We start from the raw sequence: 24825 nt of genomic DNA on the forward strand, positions 1-24825 counted from the left end.
GTGAACGGTCAGGTGCTCTCCCAGCAAAACCAGTTCTTCAAGCCCGGCAAGCAGACGCGCATCCTCTCCCTGCTGGAGGGGGTCTCCGCGGGCAGCCGGGTGAGCCAGTGCCACCTGGGGCGGCTGACCGAAATGAGCGGCGCCATGGTCAACAAGTACCTCAAGTCGCTGCGCAGCGAGGGCACCGTGCGCCTGACCCCCGTGACGCGCAAAAGCTTCGAGTACAACCTGACCGAGGCGGGCGAAGCCAAACGCCGGGAACTGCTGGGCGAATACTGCGCCGAGATCGTCCGCATCTACTCCTCGCTCAAGGCCTCCATCCGGGGCAAGCTGGACCACCTGCGCGGACAGGGCGTGGAGCGGCTGGCCCTGTTCGGGGCCTCGGACACCTGCGAGGTGGTTCTCTCCGCGCTGAATGGCTCCTCCTTCCGGGTGCTGGCCGTCACGGACAACGACCCGGCCAAGCACGGCTCCCTGTTCCACGGCCACGTGGTCTCCCATCCGCAGGTTCTGGAGACCATCAGCGCCCAGGCAGTCGTCATCACCTCCTTCGGCAGGCAGGACGAAATCCACCGTCAGCTCCAGCCCCTGGCCGAGCGGCGAAACCTCGAAATCGTAAGGTTGTGACCATGAGCGAACGCATCGACCGCATCACCCTCCCCTCGGGCCTGGGCATCGGCCACGGCCACTCGTGCTTCGTGGTGGCCGAGATCGGCAACAACCACCAGGGCAAGCTGGAAATGGCCAAGGAAATGATCTACGCCGCCGCCGAAGCGGGCGCGGACGCGGTCAAGTTCCAAAAGCGCGACACCCCCTCCCTGCTCACCGCCGAGGGCATGGCCGCGGCCTACACCGGCCCCAACAGCTTCGGGCCCACCTACGGCGAGCACCGCGACGCCCTGGAGCTTTCCATCGAGGAGATGGCCCAGGCCAAGGACCTCACCGAGCGGCTGGGCATGGTCTTCTTCGCCTCCGCCTGGGATCCGGTCAGCCTGGAGCAGACCCTGGACCTGGGCGTGGAGCTCATCAAGATCGCCTCGGCCGACCTGGTCTGCCTGCCCACCCTGCGCCGCATCGGCCGCTCCGGCGTGCCCGTGGTGCTGTCCACCGGCATGTCCACCTGGGAGGAAATCGACCAGGCCGTGGCGGAGCTGCGCGCCTACCACGAAAACATCGTGCTGCTGCACTGCAATTCCTCCTACCCCTGCCCGGAAGAGGACATCGCCCTGCCCGTGATGGATGCCCTGCTCCAGCGCTACGGCCTGCCCGTGGGCTACTCCGGGCATGAGGAGGGTCTGGCCCCCACCCTGGCCGCCGTGGCCCGGGGCGCCAGCGTGGTGGAGCGCCACTTCACCCTCAACAAAATGCTGCCCGGCACCGACCACCGCGCCTCCCTGGAACCCGCCCAGCTCAAGAGCCTCATCGGCATGATCCGCGAGGTGGAGCGGGCCATGCGGCAGACGGACAAGATCGTCACCCCCAAGGAGGACGGCGCGGCCAAGAAACTGCGCAAGTCCGTGGTGGCCGCCCGCGACATCAAGGCGGGCGAAGTCCTCACCGAGGAGCACCTGACCGTCAAGAGCCCGGGCACCGGCATCTCGCCGCTGTACTGGGACGACGTCCTGGGGCTGAAGGCGGCCCGCGACATCGAGGCGGACACCCTGCTCACCTGGGATCTGGTCGGCCACCTGCACCTGGCCAACCGCAAGACAGCCTAGCCCGGCCCGGCTGACAGGAGGCCCCGCCGCGTGCTCGTCCTCATGCTGGCCGTCAACGACCCGGCGGGCACGGCCATCGCCTTCGCCAAGGCGCTCAACCGGCACACGGAACACACCTGCCGGCTGGTCACCCTGGAGACGCGGTACAACCACGGCTGGGACGCGGACCTGCACCTGCCCGATCTGGACGAGGCGGGACTGGAGGAAGTGCACGCCCTGCTGCGGGACGCGGACGTCCTCCACTTCCATATGACCGCGGACGAGGATCAGCCCTTCGGCCCTTTCCTGCCTCGCGACCACCTGCGCGGCAAGGCCGTGGTCCACCACCACCACGGCCACCCGGACTTTAGGGGCGACCCGGACAAGTACCGCCGCAAGTACGCCGAACGGAACCGCCGCAACCTCCTCGTCTCCACGCCGGACCTGCTGCATCTGCTGCCCGAGGCCCGCTGGCAGCCCAACCTCGTCCCCCAGGACGACCCGCGCTACCTGCCCATGCCCGGCAAACACCCGGCGGACGGCTCCGTTCCGGACCACCCCGTACGGCTGACCCACTCCCCCACCCGCAAAGACCTCAAGAACACCGACGACCTCCTTCGCGCCGTGGACCAGCTGCGGACCGAGGGCCTGCACCTGGAACTGGACCTCATCGACGACGCCCCCCACGTGGAGTGCCTGCGCCGCAAACGCCGCGCCCACATCCTTTTCGACCACCTCCAGGGCTACTACGGCGTCAGCTCCATCGAAGGCCTCTCCCAAGGCCTGCCCACCATCGCCGGGCTCGACGACCACAACCGCCGCCACATCACCGAACTCACCGGCACAACCAACCTCCCCTGGATAACCACAACACCCCGCAACCTTCCGCAAACACTCCGCCAGCTCATCCAAAACCCCGGCCTCCGCGACAAGGCCGGACACGCCTCCCGCCGGTTCATCACCACCCGCTGGACCGACAAGCAGCTCGCCATCCGCCTGGCCGAATTTCTGGAAAAGTGCTGACGAAGGGACTAGAGGAGAGGGAGAACGACCGGGGAGGCTTCAAGCCTCCCCGGTCGTTCGCTTTTGTGGGGGAGTGAGGGAATTGGAGGTGGCTGGCTGGGGTGGAAAATCAGGGCATTGGGGGCAGGATTATCCTGCCCCCTCACCCCCAAAAATTCGCTGGGGCCTCGCTTCGCTCGGGGGCGTGGTACTGACGCGGCGTAGCCGGGGACCCCTCGCCCAATTTCGCCTTCAACGCATGTGAAGCCTGACTGCCAGGGCTGGTTTTACCGGGTGGACACGCTCCACAATCGCCATACGCCGAAGTGCTCCCTACCCGCGATTCCACCGCGCGCCATCCGCGAATACAAATGCAAAGGGAGTTTGCCGCGGGTCCAGGGCAGCGCAGGCCCTGGTCGCCCGCAGGGCGAAATCTTCTCGCCCCTTGGAAGCGGGGTACAGCCATATGCCAGCCGGGGACCCCTCGCCCAATTTCGCCTTCAACGCATGTGAAGCCTGACTGCCAGGGCTGGTTTTACCGGGTGGACACGCTCCACAATCGCCCATACGCCGGAGTGCTCCCCGTTCGCGCTCCTGACGCGTCCCAACCCGCAAACACACATGCAAAGGGAGTTTGCCGCGGGTCCAGGGCAGCGCAGGCCCTGGTCGCCCGCAGGGCGAAATCTTCTCTTTCCTTACTTCGCTGGTTGACGGGGCGGTCATGGGTTGTACCTTCCGTGCGCCATGTTGAACGATATTATCTGGAGTCTCTGGCGGGGCTGGACGCGGTTGCGTCTGCACGTCATGGGCAGACGCATCGTTGTCCGGGGGTCGTGCAAGCTGTGCGGCAAATGCTGCCAGGGGATATTCCTGAGCTGGCAGGAGGGGTGGATTCGCACGCCGGAGGAATTCGAGCGGGCCAAAGAGGACCACCTCGGCCTGGCGCGGTACAAAATTACCGGCAAGAAACGCGGCTTCCTGACCTTCACCTGCACCTGGATGGACGAAAACGGCCTCTGCGCCGACCACGAACACCGCCTCAAACTCTGTCGCGACTACCCCAAGCCAGACCTCTACTTCGTTTCCGGCCAGCTCTCCGACCACTGCGGCTACCGCTTCGTGGAAGAAAAAGACTTCTCCAAAGTCCTCGACAAAGCCAACCCGGCAGACGACACCTCCACGGAAGAATAAGCGGAGTTGCAGTGCCGTTTTCTCAGGGGAGCGGGCAAGGCCCCGCTCCCCTTTTCATGTTGAAGAGGAGTGGAGGGAATGGAAGGTGGTCGGCGGGGGTGGTGGTTCAGGGCAGTGGGAGAGGGAGGAAAAACCCTTTAAAAATGGTTTGTACTGCCCCCGGTTTAGCAAGCCTTTTTTAAGAGAGTCCGCGAGTTGATCAGTTCCTGCTCGGTTGTCACCGGGGTTTTATACCCCAGCGCCGAGTGCAGGTAGCCTTGGTTGTATTCTTCGATCCAGGAGCCCAAGGCTTGGTAAAAGGCCGTCGGGCTACGCCATTCATTGATCCAGACCAGCTCTTCCTTCATGGTGCGCATGAAGCGCTCTGTGTCGGCGTTGCCTTTGGGGTTGTTGTAGCTGGTGAAGGCGAGTTTGATGTCCATGACGCGGCAAGCCTTCATAAAGCTCGTCGAGGTCGGTTGGCAGCCGTTGTCGGCCATGAGATGAAGACCGCCGTCGCGCACGCCTTCGGGGAACTGCCTGCCGACAGCCGCGTTGAGCGCCGAGAGCCAATGCCACGCCTTGGCCTGGTCGCCGGCGTAATGGCCGACGACCTTCTTGGTGCGCCAATCAAGCACAATGACCACGTACAGCCAGCCGTAGCCGTCAATCTTGATTTTGGTCATGTCGATACCCCACCACTCGTTGGGTCGCGTGGGCCGGGGCTTGACGCCGGTCGGCCTGCGTTTGGCCTTGAGTCGCAGGTTGGGCTTCACCGTGAGGTCATGCTCGCTCATGAGCCGGTAGACGCGGTTTTGGCCGACGACAACGCCGTCCACGAAGCGCAGGAACGCCCAGACCCGACGGTATCCCCAGAACGGATGGTCGGCCTTGATGCCGCGAATGCGGGCCAGGAGGTCGGCGTTGCGCTCGGCGACCTTTGCATATGGTCCGCGCTTCATCCGAACGGCCCGCTTTTTTTTAGCTCAATGGTCAACTCACCGATCAGGCTTTTGAGCTTCATGTTCTCGCGCTCAAGCTTGGCCGTACGCTGTGCGCCGTGCTCGGTCTCGAACGCTTTGTGCGCCTGGGCAAGGAATTGATCGCGCCACTTGTAGTACTGGTTCTGCGAGATGGCGTACTCGGCGCACACTTCGCCCACGGGTCGTCCTCGAAGGCCTTCGAGGACGACCCGAGTCTTCTGCTCCGGGGTCCACTTCCGTCGCTTCATGGCAAACCTCCTGCCTGTTGAGAAGCCACGGACTTCCACTTAAATCAAGGCTGTTTCAAACTGGGGGCAGGATATGTACCAAGCAGCCCCCCACAATCGCCGATTCGCCGAAGCGCTTCCGGGCATCCACCCCCTGACTCGCCCCAACCCGCGACCCCACATGCAAAGTTACTTTGCCGCAGGGTCCAGGGCCGCGCAGGCCCTGGTCGCCCGCAGGGCGAAATCTTCCCTTCTTCCTTTCTTATTTCCTCTTACCCGGCGGTGCGCAGGGCGAGGTGGAAGGTGCTGCCGTTGTCGTTGGGTTCGTGCCAGAGTTTGGCGGACATGCGTTCGGCGAGCCGCCGGGCGAGGTAGAGTCCAACTCCGGCGCCCGGGCTGTTGCCGGTGGCGTCGGTTTTCTCGAAACGGTGGAAGATGCGTTCGCTGTCTTCGGGTTTGATGCCGACTCCGGTGTCGTGGACGCTGACGAGCACATGGTCCTCGTCCGGCTGGACGAACACATCAATTTTCCCGTCGTCGGTGAATTTGACCGCGTTGTCCATCAGCTGGGAGAGGACGCGATGGAGTTTTTCGGGTGCGGCGAGTACGGCCGGGAGGCGTTCGGGGACATCCCATCCGATTTCCACCTGGCCGTCTTTGTCCGAGGCGGCGAGTTTGCTTTGCGCCTCCTCTTTGAGGAGGTTGAGTTCGGCGGACAGGTCGACGGGGGAGACAGGCAGCGGCGATTCGCCTTCCATTTCCGCGAGCTGGATAACGTCATCCACCACGGAGGCGAGGTCCTTGGCGGATTCCAGGAGCTGGCCGGTCATTTCCGCATCCGCGCAGCGGTTGTTGCGGGCGGCCTCGAAGGAGAGTTCGGCGTAGCCGAGCACGGTGGTCAGGGGTGTGCGCAGTTCGTGGGCCACGGAGGCGATGAAGAGGTCCTTGAGCCGGTCGGAGGCTTCGGCGGCGCGGCGAGCCACGGTTTCCTCGCGCTGGAGCTGCTTGAGGCGTTCGTTGTCCAGGGCGCGGCGGATGCGGATATCGAGGATTTCGTAATCCACGATGGGTTTTTCCACGAAGTCCGCGCCGCCCGCCTTGAGGAACTCCACGGCCAGGTGGAGGCTGCCCTGCCCGGTTATCATGATGACCGGCGGGCAGAGGTCGTCCAACTCGCGCTGCATGGCCCCGAAGGTTTCCAGGCCGTCCATGCCGGGCAGGTTGTAGTCCAGCAGCACCAGGTCCGCCCCCTGGTTGCGGAGAAAGGCCAGTCCCTCGTTGGGTTCCTCGGCGGTAACGACCTCGAAGTCGAACCGTTCCAGGCTGCGGCTCATGGCGTTGCGGAGGGCGTGATCGTCGTCGATGATGCAGATTCGGGCCATTGGCACTCCTTCCGTTGGTGGGTGGAGAGCGTACGCTGAAAGGACGGCCCGGCGAATTATTATTCCGGGGCGAAGAGGCCTCGGGTCAGGCGGCGGAAGGCTTCTGCCAGGCGGCCGCGCCCCTTGGGGGAGCGGAGGTCTACGCCGCCGTACTGGGGGCGGACTCCGGCGCGCAGGGCCAGGTAGGAGCAGGCCGCGGCCAGCACGGCCACAACGGCGCCGAGGTCGGCTTCCTCTTCGGGCAGGCCGTCGGGAAGAGCCTCGAACCATTCCAGGGAGGTGCGGACGCGCTTGCGCTCCATGAGTTCGGCGTGGGGGCTGCGGTCCACAAGTTCCCAGGCCAGAATGCGGGCGGTGCGGGGGCGTTCGGCCAGGGCTTCCAGCAGGGCCTCGTAGAAGACGGCCACCTGCTCCTCGGGGTCCGCCGGAGTGGAGGCCAGGGATTGCAGTTCGTCGAGGTCCGGCCAGTGGGCGTCGGTTTCCCCCGCGGCCAGGACCAGCCCCTGCAATCCGCCGAAGAGGCGGTGCAGCACGCGGGTTTCCACCGAGGCGCGGGCGGCCACGGCTTCCAGGGACAGGCCGGAGTAGCCGCGCTCGGCCAGCAGGTCGAGCACGACTTCAAGGCACTTGTCGCGGGTGTCGCGGGGTTTGGTTATGGGGATGACCTTGGCCATGTGGTTCTTCCTTCGGCGGCCGTTCATCCTGGACCGCCAATCTGCCCTGAAAATACGCCTCCGAGGCGCACTAGGCAAGCGGGGGTTCCCATGCGGGCGCGAACGTGGGAAGAGGAAGGCTGGAGGTGGCCATGAAACGATTCGCTCTCGTTCTGGTCCTGGTGGTAGTTTCGCTTTCCCTGCTCGGCTGCGCCTCGCGCCAGTCGCGGGAGCAGATGCAGCGGCTGGAGGCGGAGCAGGCCCAGCTTTCCGAGGAAGTGGAGCGCCTGCGGGAGGAGACCCAGCGTCTTCGCTCCGCCCTGGATGACGAACTGGAGAAGCTGCGCGAACAGCTGTCCGCCCTGACCGCGACCATGCAGACGACCCTGGAAGGGCTGAAGGAACGCGGCGAGGAACGCGCCCGCGAACTGGGCGAGAAGGCCACGGAAGTCGCCGGAGACCAGCTGCGCGAACTGCTGCGCACCGCCACCGAGGCCCTGCGGCGGATCAACGAGAGCCTGGGGGAGACGGAGCAATAAGGAGCGGAAGCCCTCAAGGCATCGCCTGAAAAGCCCGCAATCCGGCCATGGCGCGGGCTTTTGACATTCCGGCCCCGATCTCGTAATGATTCCCGGTTTCACGTACCGGGAGCGGACATGGCCATTCAAAAGATCACCGGTTTCGCGGACCTCTTCGGGCCCGAGGCCGACGCCTACACCTTCATCGAGAACACCGCGCGCGAGGTGTTCGCGCGCTACGGCTACACCGAACTGCGCACCCCCGTGGTGGAGCGCACCGAGCTGTTCGCCAAGGGCATCGGCGAGGACACCGACGTGGTGGGCAAGGAGATGTACACCTTCCCCGACCGCCGGGGCCGCTCGCTGACCCTGCGGCCCGAGGCCACGGCCGGGGTGGTGCGCGCCTTCATCGACTCCAAGCGGTACCAGCCGGGCGGGGTGTACAAGTACTACACCCTCGGCCCCATGTTCCGCTACGAGCGGCCCCAGAAGGGGCGCATGCGGCAGTTCCACCAGGTCAACGCGGAGTGCTTCGGCTCGCCCTCCCCCCTGGCGGACGCCGAGTCCATCCTCATGCTGGCTGACTTCCTCACGGCCATCGGGCTGCGCGGGCTGTCCTTCGAGATCAACTCCCTGGGCTGCGCCGAATGCCGCCCCTCCTACCGGGGCTTCCTCACGGAGTATTTCGAGAACCTCACGGCCGACGCCCTGTGCGAGGACTGCCGCCGCCGCATGGCCACCAACCCCATGCGGGTGCTGGACTGCAAGCGCGACTCCTGCGCCGAGGCCACCAAGGGCGCGCCCACCACGCTGCAGGCCTCCTGCGAGGGGTGCCGGGAAAACTTCGCCGTGGTCAAGAAGGTGCTGGAGGAGGCGGGACTGGACTACACGGTCAACCCCCGCCTGGTGCGCGGCCTGGACTACTACAAGGGCACCACCTTCGAGGTCGCCAGCACGGACATCGGCTCCCAGTCGGCCGTGGCCGGCGGCGGCCGCTACGATGGCCTGGTGAAGCTGCTTGGCGGCCCGGACGTGCCCGGCGTGGGCTTCGCCTGCGGCATGGAGCGGCTGGCCCTGCTGCTCGCCGAGCAGAAGGCTGCCAAGCCCGACTTCTACGTGGCCGTGCTGGACGAAGCCGGGCTTCAGGCCGGGCTGCTGCTGGCCCGCGGCCTGCGCCAGGCCGGGCTGCGCGGCGAGGCGGCCTTCGAGGCCAAGTCCATGAAGTCGCAGATGCGCTCCGCGGACAAGTCCGGGGCGCGCCACGTCCTCATTCTGGGCGGCGACGAGCTGGCCCAGGGGACGGTGACCGTCAAGAATCTGGCCACGGGCGAGCAGGAAACAATTTCCATGGACCGGGCGGCCGAACGCCTGGCCTAAGACGAATCATCCCATGGGCGGCCCTTGAGGCCGCCTTTCTTTCCAAGGAGCGAGCATGAGCGACGCGCGGCGTATCGACGATCTTGGCGGCTGGCGGCGAAGCCACCGCAACAACGACCTGCGGGCCTCCGACATCGGGACCGAGGTCTGCCTCATGGGCTGGGTGCAGTACCGCCGCGACCACGGCGGGCTGATCTTCATCGACCTCCGCGACCGCGAAGGGCTGACCCAGGTGGTCTTCGACCCGGACGTGGACCGCGAGTCCCTGGACCGCGCCCACGCCCTGCGCAGCGAGTTCGTGCTGGCCATCAAGGGCGTGGTGCGCGCCCGGCCCGAGGGCATGACCAACGCCAACCTGGGCACCGGCGACGTGGAAGTGGCCGTGCGCGAGTTCAAGTTGCTGAACACCGCCAAGACCCCGCCCTTCGAGATCGAGAACCGCAGCGAGGCGGGCGAGACCATCCGCCTGACCAACCGCTACCTGGACCTGCGGCGGCCCAAGCTGGCCAACAACTTCATCGTGCGCAACCGGGCCGCCCAAGCCGTGCGCCGCTACCTGGACGAGGAAGGCTTTCTGGAGGTTGAGACCCCCATCCTGACCAAGTCCACCCCCGAGGGGGCGCGCGACTTCCTGGTGCCCTCCCGCCTGAGCGACGGCGAGTTCTACGCCCTGCCGCAGTCCCCGCAGCTGTTCAAGCAGCTGCTCATGGTCTCCGGCCTGGACCGCTACTACCAGCTCTGCAAGTGCTTCCGCGACGAGGACCTGCGCGCCGACCGCCAGCCGGAGTTCACCCAGATCGACATGGAGATGAGCTTCGCCGACGAAGCCCAGGTCATGGACGTGGCCGAGCGCATGATCGTGCGGCTCTTCAAAGAGGCCGGGGGCATCGACCTGCCCACGCCCTTCCCGCGCATGCCCCACGCCGAGGCGGTGGGCAAGTACGGCCTGGACAAGCCGGACCTGCGCTTCGGCCTGCCCCTGACCGAGGTCTCCGACGTCTTTCAGGGCTCCGGGTTCAAGGTGTTCGCCAAGGCGGAGCTGGTCAAGGCCATGCTGGTCTCCGGCGGCGGCGAGCTGACCCGCAAGGAGATCGACGACCTCACCGAGTATGTGAAGATCTACGGCGCGCAGGGCCTGGCCTGGATCAAGTTCAAGGAAGCCGAGGGCGGCGGGCTGGAGTGGCAGAGCCCCATCGTCAAGTTCTTCTCCGAGGACGAGAAGGCGGCCCTGGCCGAGCGGCTGGACCCCAAGGCCGGGGACATCCTCTTCTTCCAGGCCGGGGCGGCCACCATGGTCAACGAGGCCCTGGGCCACCTGCGGGTGAAGATGGGCGAGCGCATGGGCCTCATCGACCACAGCCAGTACTCCCCGGTGTGGATCACCGACTTCCCCATGCTGGAGTGGAACTCCGACGAAAAACGCTGGACCGCGGTGCACCACCCCTTCACCGCCCTGCAGGAGGGGCAGGAGGACGTGCTTCGCAACGATCCGGGCAAGGCGCTTTCCCGCGCCTACGACATGGTGCTCAACGGCTTCGAGATCGGCGGCGGCTCGGTGCGCGTGCACAACGCCGACACCCAGTCCCGCATGCTGGAGCACCTGGGCATCGGCGAGGAGGAGGCCCGGGCCAAGTTCGGCTTCCTGCTGGACGCACTGGAATACGGCGCTCCCCCCCACGCGGGCATTGCCTTCGGCTTCGACCGTCTTATCATGATCCTGTGCGGCGGCGAATCCATCCGCGACGTCATCGCCTTCCCCAAGACCCAGAAGGGAACCTGCCTCATGACCGGCTCCCCTTCGGCGGTCGGGGCCAAGCAGCTCCGCGAGCTGCACATCAAGCTGCGGGAAAAAGCCAAGCAATAGGGACATGCCGTTGGAGATACTGAGCTACCCGGACCCGGTCCTGGCCAAGAAGGCCGAGGTGATCGAGGAGATCACCCCGGAGCTTCGCCAGCTGGCCGAGGACATGCTGGAAACCATGTACCAGAGCGAGGGCATCGGCCTGGCCGCCCCCCAGGTGGGCGAGTCCATCCGGCTCATCGTGGTGGACGTCACCGGGCCCTCCCACCGGGCCGAACCCATGGCCGTGGTCAACCCGGAGATCGTCTGCTCCGACGGCGAGGTGGTCTCCGAGGAGGGGTGCCTGTCCGTGGCCAACTACCGCTGCGAGGTCACCCGCGCGGCCAGCTGCACGGTGCGCGGCTACGACCTGGAGGGCAACCCCATCGAGATCGAGGCCGAGGGGCTGAAGGCCATCTGCCTGCAGCATGAGATCGACCATCTGGACGGGGTGCTGTTCATCGACCGCATCTCCCGGCTGAAACGCTCCCTCTACGACCGCAAGGTGAAGAAATGGGTCAAGCAGGCGGCCAGGACGGACGATTGAGGCTGGTCTTCATGGGCACCCCGGACTTCGCTTCCGAGGTGCTGCGCCATGTGCTCGACTGGTGCCGGGAGACCGGCCACGGCGAGGTGGTGGGGGTCTACTCCCAGCCTGACCGGCCCTGTGGCCGGGGGCGGGCCTGCAAGCCCACCCCGGTGAAGGTCCTGGCCCTGGAAGAGGGCCTGCCCGTGTACCAGCCGGAGAATTTCAAGACGCCCGAGGCGGTCGAGGAACTGCGCGCCCTGGATGCCGACGTTTTGCTGGTGGCCGCCTACGGCCTCATCCTGCCGCGCGCGGTGCTTGACTCGGCCAGGCACGGGGCCATCAACGTGCACGCCTCCCTCTTGCCCAAGTACCGTGGCGCGGCCCCCATCCAGCGCGCCCTGCTGGAAGGCAACCCCGCCACCGGGGTGACCATCATGCAGATGGCCGAGGGCATGGACACCGGGGACATGCTGCTGCAGCGCGCCCTGGCCATAAGCTACACCGACACCGCGGCCGACCTGCACGACCAGCTGGCGGACATGGGCGGACGGATGCTGTGCGAAACCCTGGACATGCTGCGCGACGGAACCCTGGCGCCCATCCCCCAGGACGACGCCCTGGCCACCTACGCCCCCAAGCTGAGCAAGGACGAGGGGCTGCTGGACTTTTCCCGCCCGGCCGAGGAAGTGGACCGCCGCGCGCGGGCCATGCACCCCTGGCCAGGGGCTTATTTCCACCTGGACATGGACGACCGCGACAAGCCGCTGCGGGTCAGCATCCAGCCCGGGGAGATCGGGGACATGCGCTCCGACGACTCCGAGCCCGGCCAGGTGCTGGGCGTGTGCGGCGGCCGCCTCGAAATCGCCTGCGGCGACCGCGTCTACCGGGTGGCCCGGCTCACGCCCCGGGGCAAGAAATCCATGGACGCCGAGGCCTTCGCCTGCGGCTACCTGGGCCGCTGCCAGCAGGCCCGGGCCTGCTCCTGAATAATGGCCTCGCCGGACCGTTTGTGCCATAGTCCCAGCATGCCGGGACAGTACGCATGACCAACGACCTCAACGACGAAATCGCGGACGAGCTCGCCCAGCCCGCGCGCAAGCGGCTTTTCATCGGGCTCATCACTGGTTCCAGCCTGCTTTTGTGCCTGGCGCTGGCGCTTCTGTTCGCCGTGCCCTACATCGGCCTGCGCGACATCCACCCCCTGGCCCCCTGGATAACCGGCGGCGTGCTGCTGCTGGTCATGCTGGCCGTGCTGGGCGCGGCCCTGGGGCTGGTCTACAACATCCTCACCGGACGCTCCCTGCCGCTCTTCCACCGGGTACGCGGGGTCACGGTGAAGCTCTTCCTGCCCCTGATGACCCTGCTGGGCAAGGCGCTGGGCTTTTCCAAGCGGCAGATCCGGGCCTCCTTCATCAAGGTCAACAACGAGCTGGTGGAGCATCAGGCCGGAACCTACCCGCCGGACAAGGTGCTGGTGCTGCTGCCCCACTGCCTCCAGCGTTCCGACTGCGGAATCCGCCTGACCCACGACATGTCCAAGTGCAAGCGGTGCGGCCGCTGCCCCATCCACGGACTCATCTCCCTGGCCGAGAAGTACGGCCTGCACATCGCCATCGCCACCGGCGGGACAATCGCCCGCCGCATCGTGGTGCAGACCAGGCCCAAAATCATCCTGGCCGTGGCCTGCGAGCGCGACCTCGCCTCCGGCATCCAGGACACCTATCCCCTGCCCGTTTTCGGCGTGCTCAACGAGCGGCCCTTTGGCCCCTGCCTGGACACCCAGGTGGCCCTGCCCGCCCTGGAGGCGGCCGCCCGGCGCTTTCTGACCCCCCAGGCCGTGGCCGAGGCGGACGAGCGGGAGCGGCTGGCCAGGGAAGAGGCGGAGAAAAAGGCCAGGGAAAAAGCCGAAAAGAAAGAGAAGGACGAAGCCCTTGGCGCAAGCTGAAACCCCCAAGGCGCGCCGCGCCGCCCTGGAGGCCCTGGAGCGGGTCGGCAGGGGAGCGGACGTGCAGGCCGCCCTGGATCCCCTGCTGGACGAACTGCCCCCTCGCGATACCGGCTTGACCACGGAGCTGACCTATGGCGTGCTGCGTTTGCGCGCCCGGCTGGATTTTCTGCTGGACCGCCACCTGCGCAAGCCGGAGAAGGTTCCCCCGCCCCTGCGCGACTTGCTGCGGGTGGCCGCCTTCGAGCTGACCTTGCTGGACCGGGTGCCCTCCTACGCCACGGTGAACTGGTCGGTGGAGGCCACCAAGCAGCGTTTCGGCGACTCCCTGGCCGGGGTTGTCAACGGCGTGCTGCGCAACATATCCCGCCTGGGCGAGGACGCGGCCAAGCCGGACTACTACCGCCAGGACAACCCGGACAGCGACGTTTTCCTTTCCCGCTACCACTCCATGCCCCTGTGGGTGGTGCGGCTGTGGCGCAAGGAGCTGGGCGACGAGGCTGCCGAGCGGGTGCTGGCGGCCTCGTGCCAAGCCCCGCCCGTGGGCGTGCGGCTGAACACCCGCCACCCCGGCGCGGCCGACTTGCTGCCTCAATTGCAAAACGGCTCGGTGTTTTCCCTGGACAAGACAGCCTTCGCCCTGGGCGAAACCGAACTGGACCTGCCCGCCCTGGAGGCCGAGGGACGGCTCACCCGCCAGTCCGCCGCCTCCCAGGAGGCGGTGCTGCGGCTGGAGCCCGAGGACTGGTCACCGCCGGTGTGGGACGCCTGCGCCGGGCGCGGCGGCAAGTCCTGGCTTTTAGCCGAACGCGGCGTGCGTCCCCTGTGGGTCTCGGACCTGCGGCCGGGACGGCTGAAGAAGCTCAACAGCCAGGCCAAACGCCTGGGCCTGCCCGAACTGCCCGCCTTCCTGGCCGACGCCACCCAGCCTCCGCTGGGCAGACAACCGCGCACCATCCTTCTGGACGCGCCCTGCTCCGGCCTGGGCGTGCTTGCCCGCCGGCCGGACGCCAAGTGGCGGCGCACCCCGCGCGACGCCAAGAAGCTGGCTGGCATTCAGGACAAGCTGCTGCGCGCGGCCTGGAATACCCTGCCCCCTGGCGGGGAGTTGGCCTACGTGACCTGCACTCTCAATCGCGCCGAGAACGAGGAACGGGTGGAGTCGCTCATCCGCGACAAAGGCGCTGTGGAAGCGGTCCGCTTCACCACTCCGCCGGACTCCTCCCTGCGCGAGTTCCTCTTCGCCTGTCTGCTGCGCAAGCCGTGAGCTTGCCACCCCCGCCCGCTCCGGGCTAGGAAACCCTCGGAACCAACCCCCGGAGACGACCATGCCCGGCAACACCTTCGGCACCCTCTTTCGGCTGACAACCTACGGCGAATCCCACGGCCCCGGCCTGGGCGCGGTCATCGACGGCTGCCCGGCCGGTCTCGAACTGAGCGAGGCGGACATCCAGGCGGAACTGGACAAGCGGCGGCCCGGCCAGGGCGGCGTGGCCTCCACCGCCCGCAAGGAGGCGGATCGGGTGACCATCCAGTCCGGCGTGTTCGAGGGCCGCACCACGGGCACGCCCATCGGCCTGTTCATCGCCAACCAGGACCAGCGCTCCCACGACTACTCCACAATCAAGGACGTGTATCGCCCGGGCCACGCTGATTGGTCATACGAAATGAAATACGGTGCGCGCGACTATCGCGGTGGCGGCCGGGCCAGCGCCCGGGAAACAGCCATGCGCGTGGCCGGAGGCGCGGTGGCCGGACGCCTGTTGGCCGACCACGGCGTGGAGGTGCTGGCCTACACCGTGGAACTGGGCTCCATCTCCGCCGCCCGGACGGACGTGGACGGCGCTGCCGGGCGGCCCTTCTTCAGCCCCGACCCCGAGGCGGCCAGCGCCTGGGAGGAGCGGGTGCGCGAGGTGAAGGCCGCGGGCGACACCCTGGGCGGCGTGGTGGAGGTGGTTGCGCGCGGCGTGCCCCCGGGCCTGGGCGAGCCGGTTTTCGACAAGCTGGACGCGCGGCTGGCCGCCGCGCTCATGTCCATCGGCGCGGTCAAGGCGGTGGAGGTGGGCTCCGGCCTGGAGGCGGCCCGCTCCCTGGGCAGCCAAAACAACGATTTCATCGGCGCGGAGGGATTCCGCTCCAACAACGCCGGGGGTGTGCTGGGCGGCGTGTCCAGCGGCCAGGAGGTGGTGGTGCGCGCGGCGGTGAAGCCCATTCCCTCGCTGGGGCAGTCGCAGGCCACGGTGGACCGCGACGGCCGCGAGACCGAGATAACCATCGACGGCCGCCACGACATTTCCGCCATCCCCCGCATCGTGCCCGTGTGCGCGGCCATGGTCCGGCTGGCCCTGGCCGATTTCCTTTTGCTGCAACGCCGCATGGAGGCGGAGTGCCCAAAGAAATAACCCACTGGATAGCGGCCGAAAAGCTGCGCGGCAAGCTGGAAGGCACCCCCTGGGCCAGGGCCATCGAGGCCAACCCGAGCTGCCTGGACCTGGGCGCGGTGGCCCACGACGCCCTGTATTTCCTGCCCGCCACCTACCCCGAGAAAGTGAAGCGGGTGCCGCACATCCTGGCCGGACACAACGGCGAGGACACCTACGACGTCATCCGGGTTCTGACCGGCAACATCATCGAACAGGGCGGCGGCGCGGAGAACGCCCACCTGTGTGCCTGGCTGGCGGGTCTGGCCAGCCACATCCACCTGGACGCCGCCTTCCATCCCCTGGTCTTCCACCACACCGGCAACTACCACCACGAGAACACCCGCGATCGTTCCCGGGCGGTGCAGCGCCACCGGGCCATGGAAACGCTCATGGACATCCATCTGGCCGGAGGGCTGAAGGAGGTCATGACCTACTCCCTGCAGGGAATGCTCAACTCCAGGCTGGTGGCTCTCAAACGGCTTTTCTCCGAATGCGGTTTCGCCGAAGTGGGGGGCGTGTCGCGCAGCCAGACCGTCGAGGCCATGACCGCCGCCTTCAAGGTGTACGCCTCGGTGCAGGGCATGTCCCTGAAACTGTTCAACGCCAAGATGATCTACCGGCTGCGGAGGATGCTGCCGCGCGGGCTGAAGGAGCTGGGCGCCCTGTTCTACATCCCGCAGATGCGCAAGCAGCTGCCCAGGCTGGAAGGCGAGATACCCTACCTGCACCCGGCCACAGGGGAGGAGCACGCCCACAGCCTCAACGAGCTGTTGGAGACGGCTGTGGACCAGACCGCCGACCTGCTTCTCCGGCTGCAGCCCATGGTTTTCGAGGGCTCGGAATTCAGGCTCCCCGAGCGGGGTCCGGCCATGGACGGCGCGCCGAAGGACGAGTTGCGGTACTTTGCGGACAACCCGCTGATCGAGTTCTGACCCTCCGTTCCAGAGAACCCGGCGGCCTCTCATGGGCCGCAACGGACAGGGCCCCGCTCCATCGAGAAGGAGCGGGGCCCTGTCCGTTGCGCGGAAGGGGCATTTCAAGCGGCTAAAGCTGCTCCGGCCGCTCCACCCACTTCTCCACCTTGGGGGAGACGTAGGCGGCCATGCGGTCCAGCAGCCCGGCCGGACTCTCCTCGCGCAGCAACATGGTGCGATGCACGGGCTTGATGAAGCCCTGGTCCGAGGCGTGGTCGAGGAAAGCGCCGATGTGGCGGTAGTACTCCGCCACGTCCAGCAGGCCGCAGGGCTTGTGGTGGAAGCCGAGCTGGGCCCAGGTGAACACCTCGAACAGCTCCTCCAGGGTGCCGATGCCCCCGGGCAGGGCCACGAAGCCGTTGGAAAGCTCGGCCATCATGGCCTTGCGCTCGTGCATGGACTCCACCACCCGCAGGTCGGTCAGGCCGGTGTGGCCGATCTCCTTGTCGAAGAGGGCGCGGGGGATGACTCCCGTGACCTCTCCGCCCAGCTCCAGCACGGTGTCCGCCAGCCTGCCCATGAGCCCCACGCTGGAGCCGCCGTAGACCAGCCCGATGTTGCGCCGCACCAGTTCCGCGCCCAGTTCGCGCGTGGCCTCGGCGTAGTCCGAGTTGACGCCGGGGTTGGCCCCCAGAAAAACGCAGATCCGCTTGAGTTCTTGCATGGCGGCAACCTACCCGCGCCGGGTGACGGGGGCAAGGCGGGAAATCGCCGGTCGGCCTATTTTTCCCCGCTCCGCCCGGCAAGCCAGTCCACCTGCCGGGTGATGCCCATGAGCATGTCGAATTCCACGCGGCGAAGGGGGAAACGGGTCAGGAAACGGCGCATGGGCAAGAGCCAGTAGTCGTCGTTGCCGCCCTTGATGACGTCCAGCTGGCGCAGGGAGCGGGCGATGTTGCGCATGAGGGCCTCCCGCTCCGGCACGGTGGCCAGCCGTCCCGGCTCCTTGGCGGCGGAGGCAGGGCGGGCGGCCTGGAAGCACTCCCAGAGCAGCAGCAGCGCGGCCTGGGCGAGGTTCAGGGAGCGGCCCTCCATGGCGGTGGGGATGGTGGTCAGGTGGGTGCAGACCATCAGTTCCCCGTTGCTCAGCCCGGCGTCCTCCGGCCCCAGCACCAAGGCGGCCCCGCCGCCGGAGGCCATGGTGGCTGCGGCTTCCGAGGCGGCCTCGCCCGGCGGCAGGATGCCCTTGCGCCATCCGCCGGTTCGCGCGGTGGCGGCCACGGCCGTGTGGACCCCGGCCAGGGCGGACTCCAGATCGGGGTGGATCTCGGCGGCGTCGAGGATGTGGGCGGCATGGGCCGTGGCCAGGGGGCGGGCCTTGTCCTGGTCGAAATTCTCCGGGGCCACCAAGGCCAGCCGGGGGCAGCCGAAGTTGAGGCAGGCGCGGGCCACCGAGCCGATGTTCTCAGGAAAGCGGGGACGGACCAGGATGAGGGAAAGGTTGTCGAGGCTTGTCACGTGGTTCCTCCGAGGGGGCGGATGATGCCCCGGCGACCCGGACATGGCAAGCGCGGCGGTTTGCCGTGCGGCACGAACCTGCTATGCTTTGGCAAACAGGAGGGCTAACATGGCCGATCTGGGCAACGTGAGTTCCATGGGGGCCAACCTGGCCGCCCTGACCCTGGTCAAGAAGCTGATGGAGCAGCTGCACGAGCGCGGTGTGCTGGAGACGGAGAACGTGCGGGCGGTTTTCGCCGCGGCCATAGCGGTGCAGGACAATGCCTACGCCGAGCACGGCCACGAGGCCAACGCCGAGTCCAAGGCGGTCATTGAGGCCATCTTCCGCGACATGGGCCCGGACATCGCCCCGGAAGCCAAACAGGAAGAACCCACCGAACAGCCCGAACCCCAGGCCGAGACCACGGAACCCGCCGAGACGGAACAGGGAGCGGCCGAAGCCGCCGAGCAACCAGCCGGGGAATCCGCGGAGCCGCCGCAAGCCGAAGGAGAGGAACAGGCCGAAGGCGAACCAGCCCAGGAACAGGGAGAAGGCGAAAACGCGGGGGAACAGCCCGCCGCCGAGGCCGCCCAGGAATCAGAAGAAAACGCGGCGGAAACCGGAAACGGCGCGGGCGAGAACGGCACAGAGGGAGCTAAACCCGAGAGCTGACCCAAACCGCCCGGCTGCCGCCGAAACACGGCACCCATACGCCCCCGAACGCGGCCTCCCTTTCCACCGGAGGCCTCGGGGCACCCAGCTTCCAGGCGCGAGCAAGCGCTCAAATTGGAACCCCAAACATTCCAACTTCTTCCGGGCGCGCAAGCGCCCAAGGTGGAACCCAACCATCCCAGCCTCTTCCAGGCGCGCGCAAGCGCCCTCCCCCCAGCGATGTCCGTGCCCCCGGCACGGGCGAGCCTCCCCGCGATGTTCGCGCGCGCAAGCGCGAACGAGTCCCGGCGCACCGGCGCGTGAACGGGGCCGTCGAGGTTGTTCCCTGGCTAGGCGCGAGACGCCAGGGGGCAACCTCGACGGCCCCCCTACACATTAAAGAGGAAGTGGATGACGTCGCCGTCCTGGACGATGTATTCCTTGCCCTCGAGGCGCATGACGCCCGCGGACTTGCAGGCGGCCTCGGAGCCGTGGGCCACGTACTGCTCGAAGGAGACGATCTCGGCGCGGATGAAGCCGCGCTCGAAGTCCGTGTGGATGACCCCGGCTGCCTGGGGGGCCTTGGTGCCGCGCGTAACGGTCCAGGCGCGCACTTCCTTGGGCCCGGCGGTGAAATAGGAGATGAGGCCGAGGGTGTGGTAGCCGCTGCGGATGACCTGCCCCAGGCCGGACTCCTCCGCGCCGTAGGAGTGCAGAAACTCGGCGGCCTCCTCGTCGTCCAGCTCGATGAGCTCGCTTTCCACCTTGGCGGAGACCTTGATGCAGCCGTGGCCCCGGCGTTCGGCCAGTTCGCGCACGGCGGCCACGTGGGCGTTGTCCTCGCCCAGGGCCTCCTCGTCCACGTTGCAGCAATAGATGACCGACTTGTCCGTAAGCAGGCGCAGCTCGCGCAGCAGCTCCCTGGCGGCCTCGGTATCGCGGGGGAAGGAGGCGGCGGGCTCGCCCTCGCCCAGGTGGGCGGCCAGCTTCTCGCAGGCGTCCACGGTGGAAGCCAGCTTTTTGTCGCCCTTGAGCTGCTTGCGCACCCGCTCCAGGCGGTTCTCCACCACGCCCAGGTCGGCCAGGATGAGCTCGGTCTCGATGGTCTGGATGTCGCGGACGGGGTCGACCTTCTCATGGACGTGGATGACGTCGTCGTCCTCGAAACAGCGGACAACGTGGAGCACGGCGGAGGTCTCGCGAATGTTGGCCAGGAACTTGTTGCCCAGGCCCTCGCCCTTGCTGGCGCCGGCCACCAGACCGGCGATGTCCCAGAACTCCACGGTGGTGTTGATGACCTTCTCGGGCTTGGCCAGCTCGGCCAGCTTTTCCAGCCTGGAGTCAGGCACCGGCACCACGGCCTTGTTGGGCTCGATGGTGCAGAATGCGTAGTTGGCGCTCTCGGCGTTCTGGGCCTTGGTGAGTGCGTTGAAGAGGGTGGACTTGCCCACGTTGGGCAATCCCACTATGCCGATGGATAGGCTCATGGTATTTCTCCTGAAGAAAACTGGGGCGCGGGCGCGCCGTCATCCTCCTAATCGCTTCCAGCCCGGGCGTCAAAGCGTTGCGGCCCCGCCCCCCAGGTGCTACCCCCTGCGGCCATGAAACAGCTCATCCTGAAACGCAACGAGGAAAAACGCCTCAAGATCGGCCACCTCTGGGTATTTTCCAACGAGGTGGACACGGCGCGCAGCCCGCTCAAGGAGTTCGCGCCGGGCGAACCCGCCCGGGTGGTGGACTCCCAGGGCCGCTTCATCGCGGCGGCCTACGTCAACCCGGGCTCGCTTATCTGCGCCCGCGTCACAGGCCGCAAACCGTCGCAAGTCCTGGGGCCGGATCTCATCCGCGAACGGCTGGGCCAAGCGCTGCACCTGCGCGAAACCCTGTTCGACGCGCCCTTCTACCGCCTCTGCTTCGCCGAGGCGGACTACCTGCCCGGCCTCATCGTGGACCGCCACGGCGATCACTTGGTGGTGCAGCTGACCACGGCGGGCATGGAGCGCGAGAAGGTCGCGGTGATGGAGAGCCTGCGGGATCTGCTGGACCCGGCCTCCATCCTGCTGAAAAACGATTCCCCCTCCCGCAAGCTGGAAAACCTGCCGGAATACGTGGAACCCGGCCTGGGCACGCCGCCCGAGGAAGTGGAGATAGAGGAAAACGGCCTGCGGTTCCTGGCCCCCCTGGCGGAAGGGCAAAAGACGGGCTGGTTCTACGACCAGCGCGACAACCGCCGCCTGATCGCCACCATGTGCCGGGGCAAGCGGGTGCTGGACGGCTTCTCCTACGCGGGCGGCTTCGGCGTCACCGCCGCGGCCTGCGGAGCGGAAGCCGTGACCTGCCTGGACGCCTCCAAAACAGCCCTGGAATACGCCGAACGCAACGCCGAACTGAACGGCACCGCCGGCCGGGTGGAAACCATGCGCGGCGATTTTTTCGAGTCCCTGGAGAGCCTGCGCCAGCAGGACCGCAAATACGACGTCATCATCGTGGACCCGCCCGCCTTCATGAAATCCAAAAAGGACATCAAGAAAGGCGAACAGGCCTACCTCAAGGCCAACCGCGAAGCCATGAAACTGCTCGGCCCGGACGGCCTGGTGCTGTCCTGCTCTTGCTCCCAGCACATGAGCACCGACAACCTCCGCCGCACCCTGCTGCGCGCCGCCAACCAACGCAAACTGCAATCCCAAATCCTGGCCCAGGGACACCAGGCCTCCGACCACCCCATCCACCCGGCCATGCCCGAAACCGAGTACCTGAAAGCGTACTTGTTAAGGCTGGTGAAGTAGGGGAAGGATGATTGTCGGCGGTCTTTGCGGCCTCGAAGGCCGCAAAGACCGAGAATTGGAGATGGATGAAGGGAATGGATGATGGTTGGTTGGGGTTGGAGTTCTGGGCAGTGGGGGGGAAGGAGAAAACCCCTTTTCTGGCGACAAAGGGGTTTTCTCTATCCTGCCCACACCCCTCCATCCTCTTTCCCCAAATTCGCTTGCCACTCGCTTCGCTCGGGGGCGGGGTACTGAAGGATGGCAGCCGCAGGGAACACTATTCCAATTTTCGCGTCCCAACGCATCTGAAGCGAAACGGCCAGTGCGGAGTTGTATCGGCTGAAATAATTGAGCAATCACGGATTCGCCGAAGTGCTCCCTACCCGCGATTCCACCGCGCGCCATCCGCGAATACAAATGCAAAATTATTTTGCCGCAGGGTCCAGGGGGCGCGCAGCCCCCTGGTCGCCGAAGGCGAAACGCTTAGCCCCTGGTCGCCCGCAGGGCGAAAACTTTCCCTTCTCACACGATAAAGGTCTCAACATGACGGCATTCCTCCCTTTCCCTGAAGGCACCACACGGGCCGTTTTCATCAAGCGCGAGAAGCGGTTTCGGGTGTTGGTGGAGTTTCCGGGGGGTGAGCGGTTTTGGGTGCATACCAACAATTCCGGGGCGATGCTTGGACTGCTGCGGCCGGGCCGGAAAGTATTGCTGTCTCCGGCCAGGCGGCCGGGCCGGACGTTGCCGTGGACGTTGGAGGCCATGGAGACGGATGGTGGGTGGTGCTGCGTGAATACCCTGGCGCCCAACCGGATGTTGGCGGTGGCCTGGGAGGCGGGAGCGCTGCCGGAGTTGGCCGGGGCGACTGCCATGAAGCGGGAGGCCAAGACCGGTGAGTCGCGACTGGACGCGCGGTTTGAGGGTGACGGCGGCGAGGTGTGGGTGGAGGCCAAGAACTGCACCTTGCAGGTGGCAGGCGAGGCGTTGTTTCCGGACGCGATGTCGGCCAGGGGGCGGAAGCACTTGGAGGAGCTGATGCGGCTGAAGCGGGAGACGGGCGCGCGGGTGGCCACGTTCTATCTGGTGTCGATACCGGGGGCGTGCTGTTTGGCTCCGGCCTGGCCGGTGGACGCGGAATACGCCGAGGCGTTCGAGCGGGCGCTGGACGCGGGCGTGGAGGCGTGGCCGTACCGCGCCGAAGTGGACGAGGCGGGCGTGCGGCTGGCGGAGCGCCTGCCGGTGGCGGGCCGGTGAACCTGGTGATGGAGGCCGCGGGCTACTTGGGCTTGTCCCCGGAGTAGGCCACGCGGGCTTCCCAGACCTTTTTGCCGATCTTGCGGCCCAGGTCGGACTGCCGGGCCCGGAGCAGGGCTTCGGCTGCGTCCTTGTTGCCGCTGGACTTGAGCAGGGTTGCGGATTCCAGGTCGCGCAGGTAGCGCTCGCACTCGCGCACCAGACCGGAAAGGTCCAGGGAAGCGAGTTCTTCGGGCACCCGGACGCTGCGTACTTTGCGGCTCATTGCACTCCCCTCCTGCAATACGTTTCGACTACAGACTATCCTTTCGGCGGTGGGAAGGCAATTCTTGAGCCTGTGGTCGCTTTTCATCCGGCCGCGTTTCCTTCACCGTCAGCACCGGAAGGATGGCGGCGAAATGGACGGCGGAAAAGAATCCGCTTCACACCACGGTGAGCCGGACAAGCAAGGAAGATAATGAAATACCTTTCGTACTACTTTCGCGTCAGCCGCAGCACTTTCTTGATTTCAGGAAAATTTTCCGTATCTCTTGCATCCAGGGAGACCACATGAGCGAACGACCCACCATCGACCTCAGCGACATGACCTGCGGGCTCATCCCGCAAATGCGCTCCGCCCTGCGCGAGTCCACCGGCGCGGTGGACATCCTGGTGCGGCCGGAGGTGCGGCTGGCCGTGCACCAGGCCTTCGGCGCGGGCGGCGCGTGGGACCTGGAATTTTTCGACGAGCCGGGCCAGCTGCGCTGCATCTTCCGCCCGGCGCAAGGGCAGGACGACCCCCTGAACATCGTCTAGGCGGACGTTGGCGGCCGGCCAGCCGAGCCGCCCCCCGTCCATCAGCCCTTTCCGGCCATCTCCCGCAGCTGGCTCCAGTTGGGGCGTTCAAGGAAGCTGCCCGGCACGTTGGCCTCCATCTCCTTGAACAGGCTCCAGGGCATGGCGAAGCTCAGCACGTCGCGCTTGAGCTGCCGCTTGAGGTGCACCCGCGCCGAGATGTCCGTCATGCCCGCCACGGCGCGCGGGTTCTCGCTTTTGGCTTCCTCCAGGGGCAGCAGCACCGAGGCTTGGCAGCCCGCGGCGAAGGGCAGCCGCACCGCGTCCAGCCCCGGCCGGGCGTAGTTGGCCAGGAAATTCAGGGCCGCGAACTGGTCCATGTCCGCCAGGAAAACCACCACTTCGGCCGTCTCGTCCTCGCCCATTTGGGAGAGCGGCTGAAAAACCACGTACTCCGCCGCCACATCCTGAATCGGCAGGCTGTTGATGAAGTCCCGCACCAGCTCCGGGTCGCGCTTATACCGCTCGCCATGCACAAAATTGTCCGCCTGCTCGTTCTTCAGGTGCGGCAGCACGCCCTCCAGGATGGGCTTGCCCTCCTCCCAGGCGGCGTAGCCAGTGGACAGGTAGCGGCAGAATCCCGCCTCGCCGCCTGGGAAGTCAACGTAGCGGTTGCCGAAAGCGAGCCCCACACCGCCGCCCGGGCAGCCGTAGGTCTCCCGGTCGAACGCGCCCACGTTCCCCCTGGCCGCTCCGGCCAGCAGAAACATCACGCACCCCCACTTGCCCGGCTTGAACCCCTTGGCGTCTTCCGGCTTCTCGTCCATCAACCGGACCGCCACCGGCTCCAGGTCCATCCCCAGCTTCTCGACCATCTCGCTGCGCATGACGCCTCCTCGGGAGAAGAGTGAAGAAACAGATTTCGCCCTGCGGGCGGCCAGGGGGCTACACGCCCCTGGACCCCGCGGCAAAGTAACTTTGCATGTACGATGCGGGTGGGCGCAAGGTGGAATCGCATCAAGGGAGCGCCCCGGCGAACTTTTGAGGAAAATCGAGGAAGATGGGGAGGGAAAAGATTTCGCCCTGCCGCGGGTCCAGGGCCTGCGCGGCCCTGGACCCGCGGCAGGATAATCCTGCACGTGTATTCGCGGTTGATGGGCAGGGGGAAGGTGGACAGGGAGCACCTCGGCGAAGCGGCGAGAGCTGGGTAAACAGGCCGGTAC

General features: G+C 66.7%; 26 protein-coding genes. 17 read left to right on the forward strand and 9 right to left on the reverse strand.

The genetic code is table 11. From position 1 onward, the window contains the following. From N911_RS0108700 to N911_RS0108715, 4 genes are all read left to right on the forward strand, one after another. On the forward strand, positions 1 to 627 hold the full coding sequence (locus N911_RS0108700) for a nucleoside-diphosphate sugar epimerase/dehydratase (RefSeq protein ID WP_029896273.1): 627 nt from the start codon (positions 1 to 3) through the stop codon (positions 625 to 627). A gap of 2 nt (positions 628 to 629) precedes the next feature. Beyond that, positions 630 to 1718, forward strand: a complete 1089-nt coding sequence (locus tag N911_RS0108705) for an N-acetylneuraminate synthase family protein (protein ID WP_035104600.1) — start codon at positions 630 to 632, stop codon at positions 1716 to 1718. A 30-nt stretch (positions 1719 to 1748) separates the two neighbouring features. After that, entirely contained in the window at positions 1749 to 2720 is a 972-nt protein-coding gene (locus N911_RS0108710; protein WP_029896277.1) for a glycosyltransferase family protein, read from the forward strand. A gap of 723 nt (positions 2721 to 3443) precedes the next feature. Then, the gene (locus N911_RS0108715; RefSeq protein WP_081859124.1) at positions 3444 to 3890 is read left to right on the forward strand and encodes a YkgJ family cysteine cluster protein; all 447 of its coding nucleotides are present in this window, start codon (positions 3444 to 3446) and stop codon (positions 3888 to 3890) included. Between the two features lie 164 nt (positions 3891 to 4054). Here N911_RS0108715 and N911_RS0108720 read toward each other — a convergent pair whose 3' ends face one another. The 4 genes from N911_RS0108720 to N911_RS0108735 all read right to left on the reverse strand — a co-directional run bounded on the left by N911_RS0108720 (position 4055) and on the right by N911_RS0108735 (position 7135). Beyond that, the gene (locus N911_RS0108720; RefSeq protein WP_051694112.1) at positions 4055 to 4831 is read right to left on the reverse strand and encodes an IS3 family transposase; all 777 of its coding nucleotides are present in this window, start codon (positions 4829 to 4831) and stop codon (positions 4055 to 4057) included. After that, positions 4828 to 5100 carry a transposase gene (locus N911_RS0108725; protein ID WP_029895442.1) on the reverse strand — a complete coding sequence of 91 codons (273 nt, stop codon included), beginning with the start codon at positions 5098 to 5100 and terminating at the stop codon, positions 4828 to 4830. Before N911_RS0108725 ends, N911_RS0108720 begins: the two co-directional genes overlap by 4 nt. Positions 5101 to 5351: 251 nt before the next feature. After that, on the reverse strand, positions 5352 to 6461 hold the full coding sequence (locus tag N911_RS0108730; RefSeq protein WP_029896282.1) for a hybrid sensor histidine kinase/response regulator: 1110 nt from the start codon (positions 6459 to 6461) through the stop codon (positions 5352 to 5354). 59 nt (positions 6462 to 6520) lie between these two features. Then, positions 6521 to 7135 carry a TetR/AcrR family transcriptional regulator gene (locus tag N911_RS0108735; protein ID WP_051694113.1) on the reverse strand — a complete coding sequence of 205 codons (615 nt, stop codon included), beginning with the start codon at positions 7133 to 7135 and terminating at the stop codon, positions 6521 to 6523. A gap of 131 nt (positions 7136 to 7266) precedes the next feature. Here N911_RS0108735 and N911_RS0108740 point away from each other — a divergent pair, with 131 nt between their 5' ends. From N911_RS0108740 to N911_RS0108780, 9 genes are all read left to right on the forward strand, one after another. After that, complete coding sequence (locus tag N911_RS0108740; protein ID WP_029896286.1) at positions 7267 to 7653, forward strand: hypothetical protein; 387 nt, start codon at positions 7267 to 7269, stop codon at positions 7651 to 7653. Positions 7654 to 7770: 117 nt separating this feature from the next. Further along, positions 7771 to 9009 carry a histidine--tRNA ligase gene (hisS, locus tag N911_RS0108745; protein WP_029896288.1) on the forward strand — a complete coding sequence of 413 codons (1239 nt, stop codon included), beginning with the start codon at positions 7771 to 7773 and terminating at the stop codon, positions 9007 to 9009. Between the two features lie 55 nt (positions 9010 to 9064). After that, positions 9065 to 10873, forward strand: coding sequence for an aspartate--tRNA ligase (gene aspS / locus N911_RS0108750; RefSeq protein ID WP_029896289.1), 1809 nt, complete (start codon positions 9065 to 9067; stop codon positions 10871 to 10873). Positions 10874 to 10877: 4 nt separating this feature from the next. Continuing rightward, positions 10878 to 11396, forward strand: a complete 519-nt coding sequence (gene def, locus N911_RS0108755; protein ID WP_029896291.1) for a peptide deformylase — start codon at positions 10878 to 10880, stop codon at positions 11394 to 11396. Further along, positions 11363 to 12364 carry a methionyl-tRNA formyltransferase gene (gene fmt, locus N911_RS0108760; protein WP_029896294.1) on the forward strand — a complete coding sequence of 334 codons (1002 nt, stop codon included), beginning with the start codon at positions 11363 to 11365 and terminating at the stop codon, positions 12362 to 12364. The genes def and fmt overlap by 34 nt, the downstream gene beginning before the upstream one ends. A 56-nt stretch (positions 12365 to 12420) precedes the next feature. Then, positions 12421 to 13323 (forward strand): DUF116 domain-containing protein, encoded by a 903-nt coding sequence (locus N911_RS0108765; protein WP_051694114.1) that lies wholly within the window; start codon positions 12421 to 12423, stop codon positions 13321 to 13323. Continuing rightward, positions 13310 to 14590, forward strand: a complete 1281-nt coding sequence (locus tag N911_RS0108770; protein WP_029896297.1) for a transcription antitermination factor NusB — start codon at positions 13310 to 13312, stop codon at positions 14588 to 14590. The genes N911_RS0108765 and N911_RS0108770 overlap by 14 nt, the downstream gene beginning before the upstream one ends. Positions 14591 to 14651: 61 nt before the next feature. Further along, on the forward strand, positions 14652 to 15725 hold the full coding sequence (gene aroC / locus N911_RS0108775; RefSeq protein ID WP_029896300.1) for a chorismate synthase: 1074 nt from the start codon (positions 14652 to 14654) through the stop codon (positions 15723 to 15725). Continuing rightward, positions 15710 to 16678, forward strand: coding sequence for a zinc dependent phospholipase C family protein (locus N911_RS0108780; protein WP_029896301.1), 969 nt, complete (start codon positions 15710 to 15712; stop codon positions 16676 to 16678). The genes aroC and N911_RS0108780 overlap by 16 nt, the downstream gene beginning before the upstream one ends. Before the next feature lie 112 nt (positions 16679 to 16790). Here the strand turns inward: N911_RS0108780 and N911_RS0108785 are convergent, their stop codons facing one another. Beyond that, positions 16791 to 17384, reverse strand: coding sequence for an LOG family protein (locus N911_RS0108785; RefSeq protein ID WP_029896303.1), 594 nt, complete (start codon positions 17382 to 17384; stop codon positions 16791 to 16793). A gap of 56 nt (positions 17385 to 17440) precedes the next feature. Then, on the reverse strand, positions 17441 to 18178 hold the full coding sequence (locus N911_RS0108790) for an RNA methyltransferase (protein WP_029896305.1): 738 nt from the start codon (positions 18176 to 18178) through the stop codon (positions 17441 to 17443). A gap of 109 nt (positions 18179 to 18287) precedes the next feature. Between N911_RS0108790 and N911_RS16795 the strand changes: the two genes are divergently transcribed. After that, entirely contained in the window at positions 18288 to 18830 is a 543-nt protein-coding gene (locus N911_RS16795) for a hypothetical protein (RefSeq protein WP_035104607.1), read from the forward strand. 368 nt (positions 18831 to 19198) lie between these two features. Here the strand turns inward: N911_RS16795 and ychF are convergent, their stop codons facing one another. Continuing rightward, the gene (gene ychF / locus N911_RS0108800) at positions 19199 to 20296 is read right to left on the reverse strand and encodes a redox-regulated ATPase YchF (RefSeq protein WP_029896306.1); all 1098 of its coding nucleotides are present in this window, start codon (positions 20294 to 20296) and stop codon (positions 19199 to 19201) included. 114 nt (positions 20297 to 20410) lie between these two features. Here ychF and N911_RS0108805 point away from each other — a divergent pair, with 114 nt between their 5' ends. Together N911_RS0108805 and sfsA are read left to right on the forward strand one after the other, a co-directional pair. Then, positions 20411 to 21595 (forward strand): class I SAM-dependent rRNA methyltransferase, encoded by a 1185-nt coding sequence (locus N911_RS0108805; protein ID WP_029896307.1) that lies wholly within the window; start codon positions 20411 to 20413, stop codon positions 21593 to 21595. Positions 21596 to 22117: 522 nt separating this feature from the next. Then, positions 22118 to 22828 (forward strand): DNA/RNA nuclease SfsA, encoded by a 711-nt coding sequence (gene sfsA, locus N911_RS0108810; protein WP_029896308.1) that lies wholly within the window; start codon positions 22118 to 22120, stop codon positions 22826 to 22828. A gap of 22 nt (positions 22829 to 22850) precedes the next feature. On the opposite strand, the gene N911_RS0108815 is transcribed toward sfsA, so the two are convergent. After that, positions 22851 to 23093, reverse strand: coding sequence for a hypothetical protein (locus N911_RS0108815; protein WP_029896310.1), 243 nt, complete (start codon positions 23091 to 23093; stop codon positions 22851 to 22853). A 284-nt stretch (positions 23094 to 23377) separates the two neighbouring features. On the opposite strand from N911_RS0108815, the gene N911_RS0108820 reads away from it, so the two are divergent. Next, positions 23378 to 23623: a hypothetical protein gene (locus N911_RS0108820; RefSeq protein ID WP_029896312.1), complete on the forward strand. Its 246-nt coding sequence runs from the start codon at positions 23378 to 23380 to the stop codon at positions 23621 to 23623. Positions 23624 to 23664: 41 nt separating this feature from the next. On the opposite strand, the gene N911_RS0108825 is transcribed toward N911_RS0108820, so the two are convergent. Continuing rightward, positions 23665 to 24489: a DUF169 domain-containing protein gene (locus N911_RS0108825; RefSeq protein ID WP_029896314.1), complete on the reverse strand. Its 825-nt coding sequence runs from the start codon at positions 24487 to 24489 to the stop codon at positions 23665 to 23667. Between the last annotated feature and the right edge of the window lie 336 nt (positions 24490 to 24825).

Source organism: Desulfohalovibrio reitneri (genome assembly GCF_000711295.1).
Classification (GTDB): Bacteria; Desulfobacterota; Desulfovibrionia; order Desulfovibrionales; family Desulfovibrionaceae; genus Desulfohalovibrio; species Desulfohalovibrio reitneri.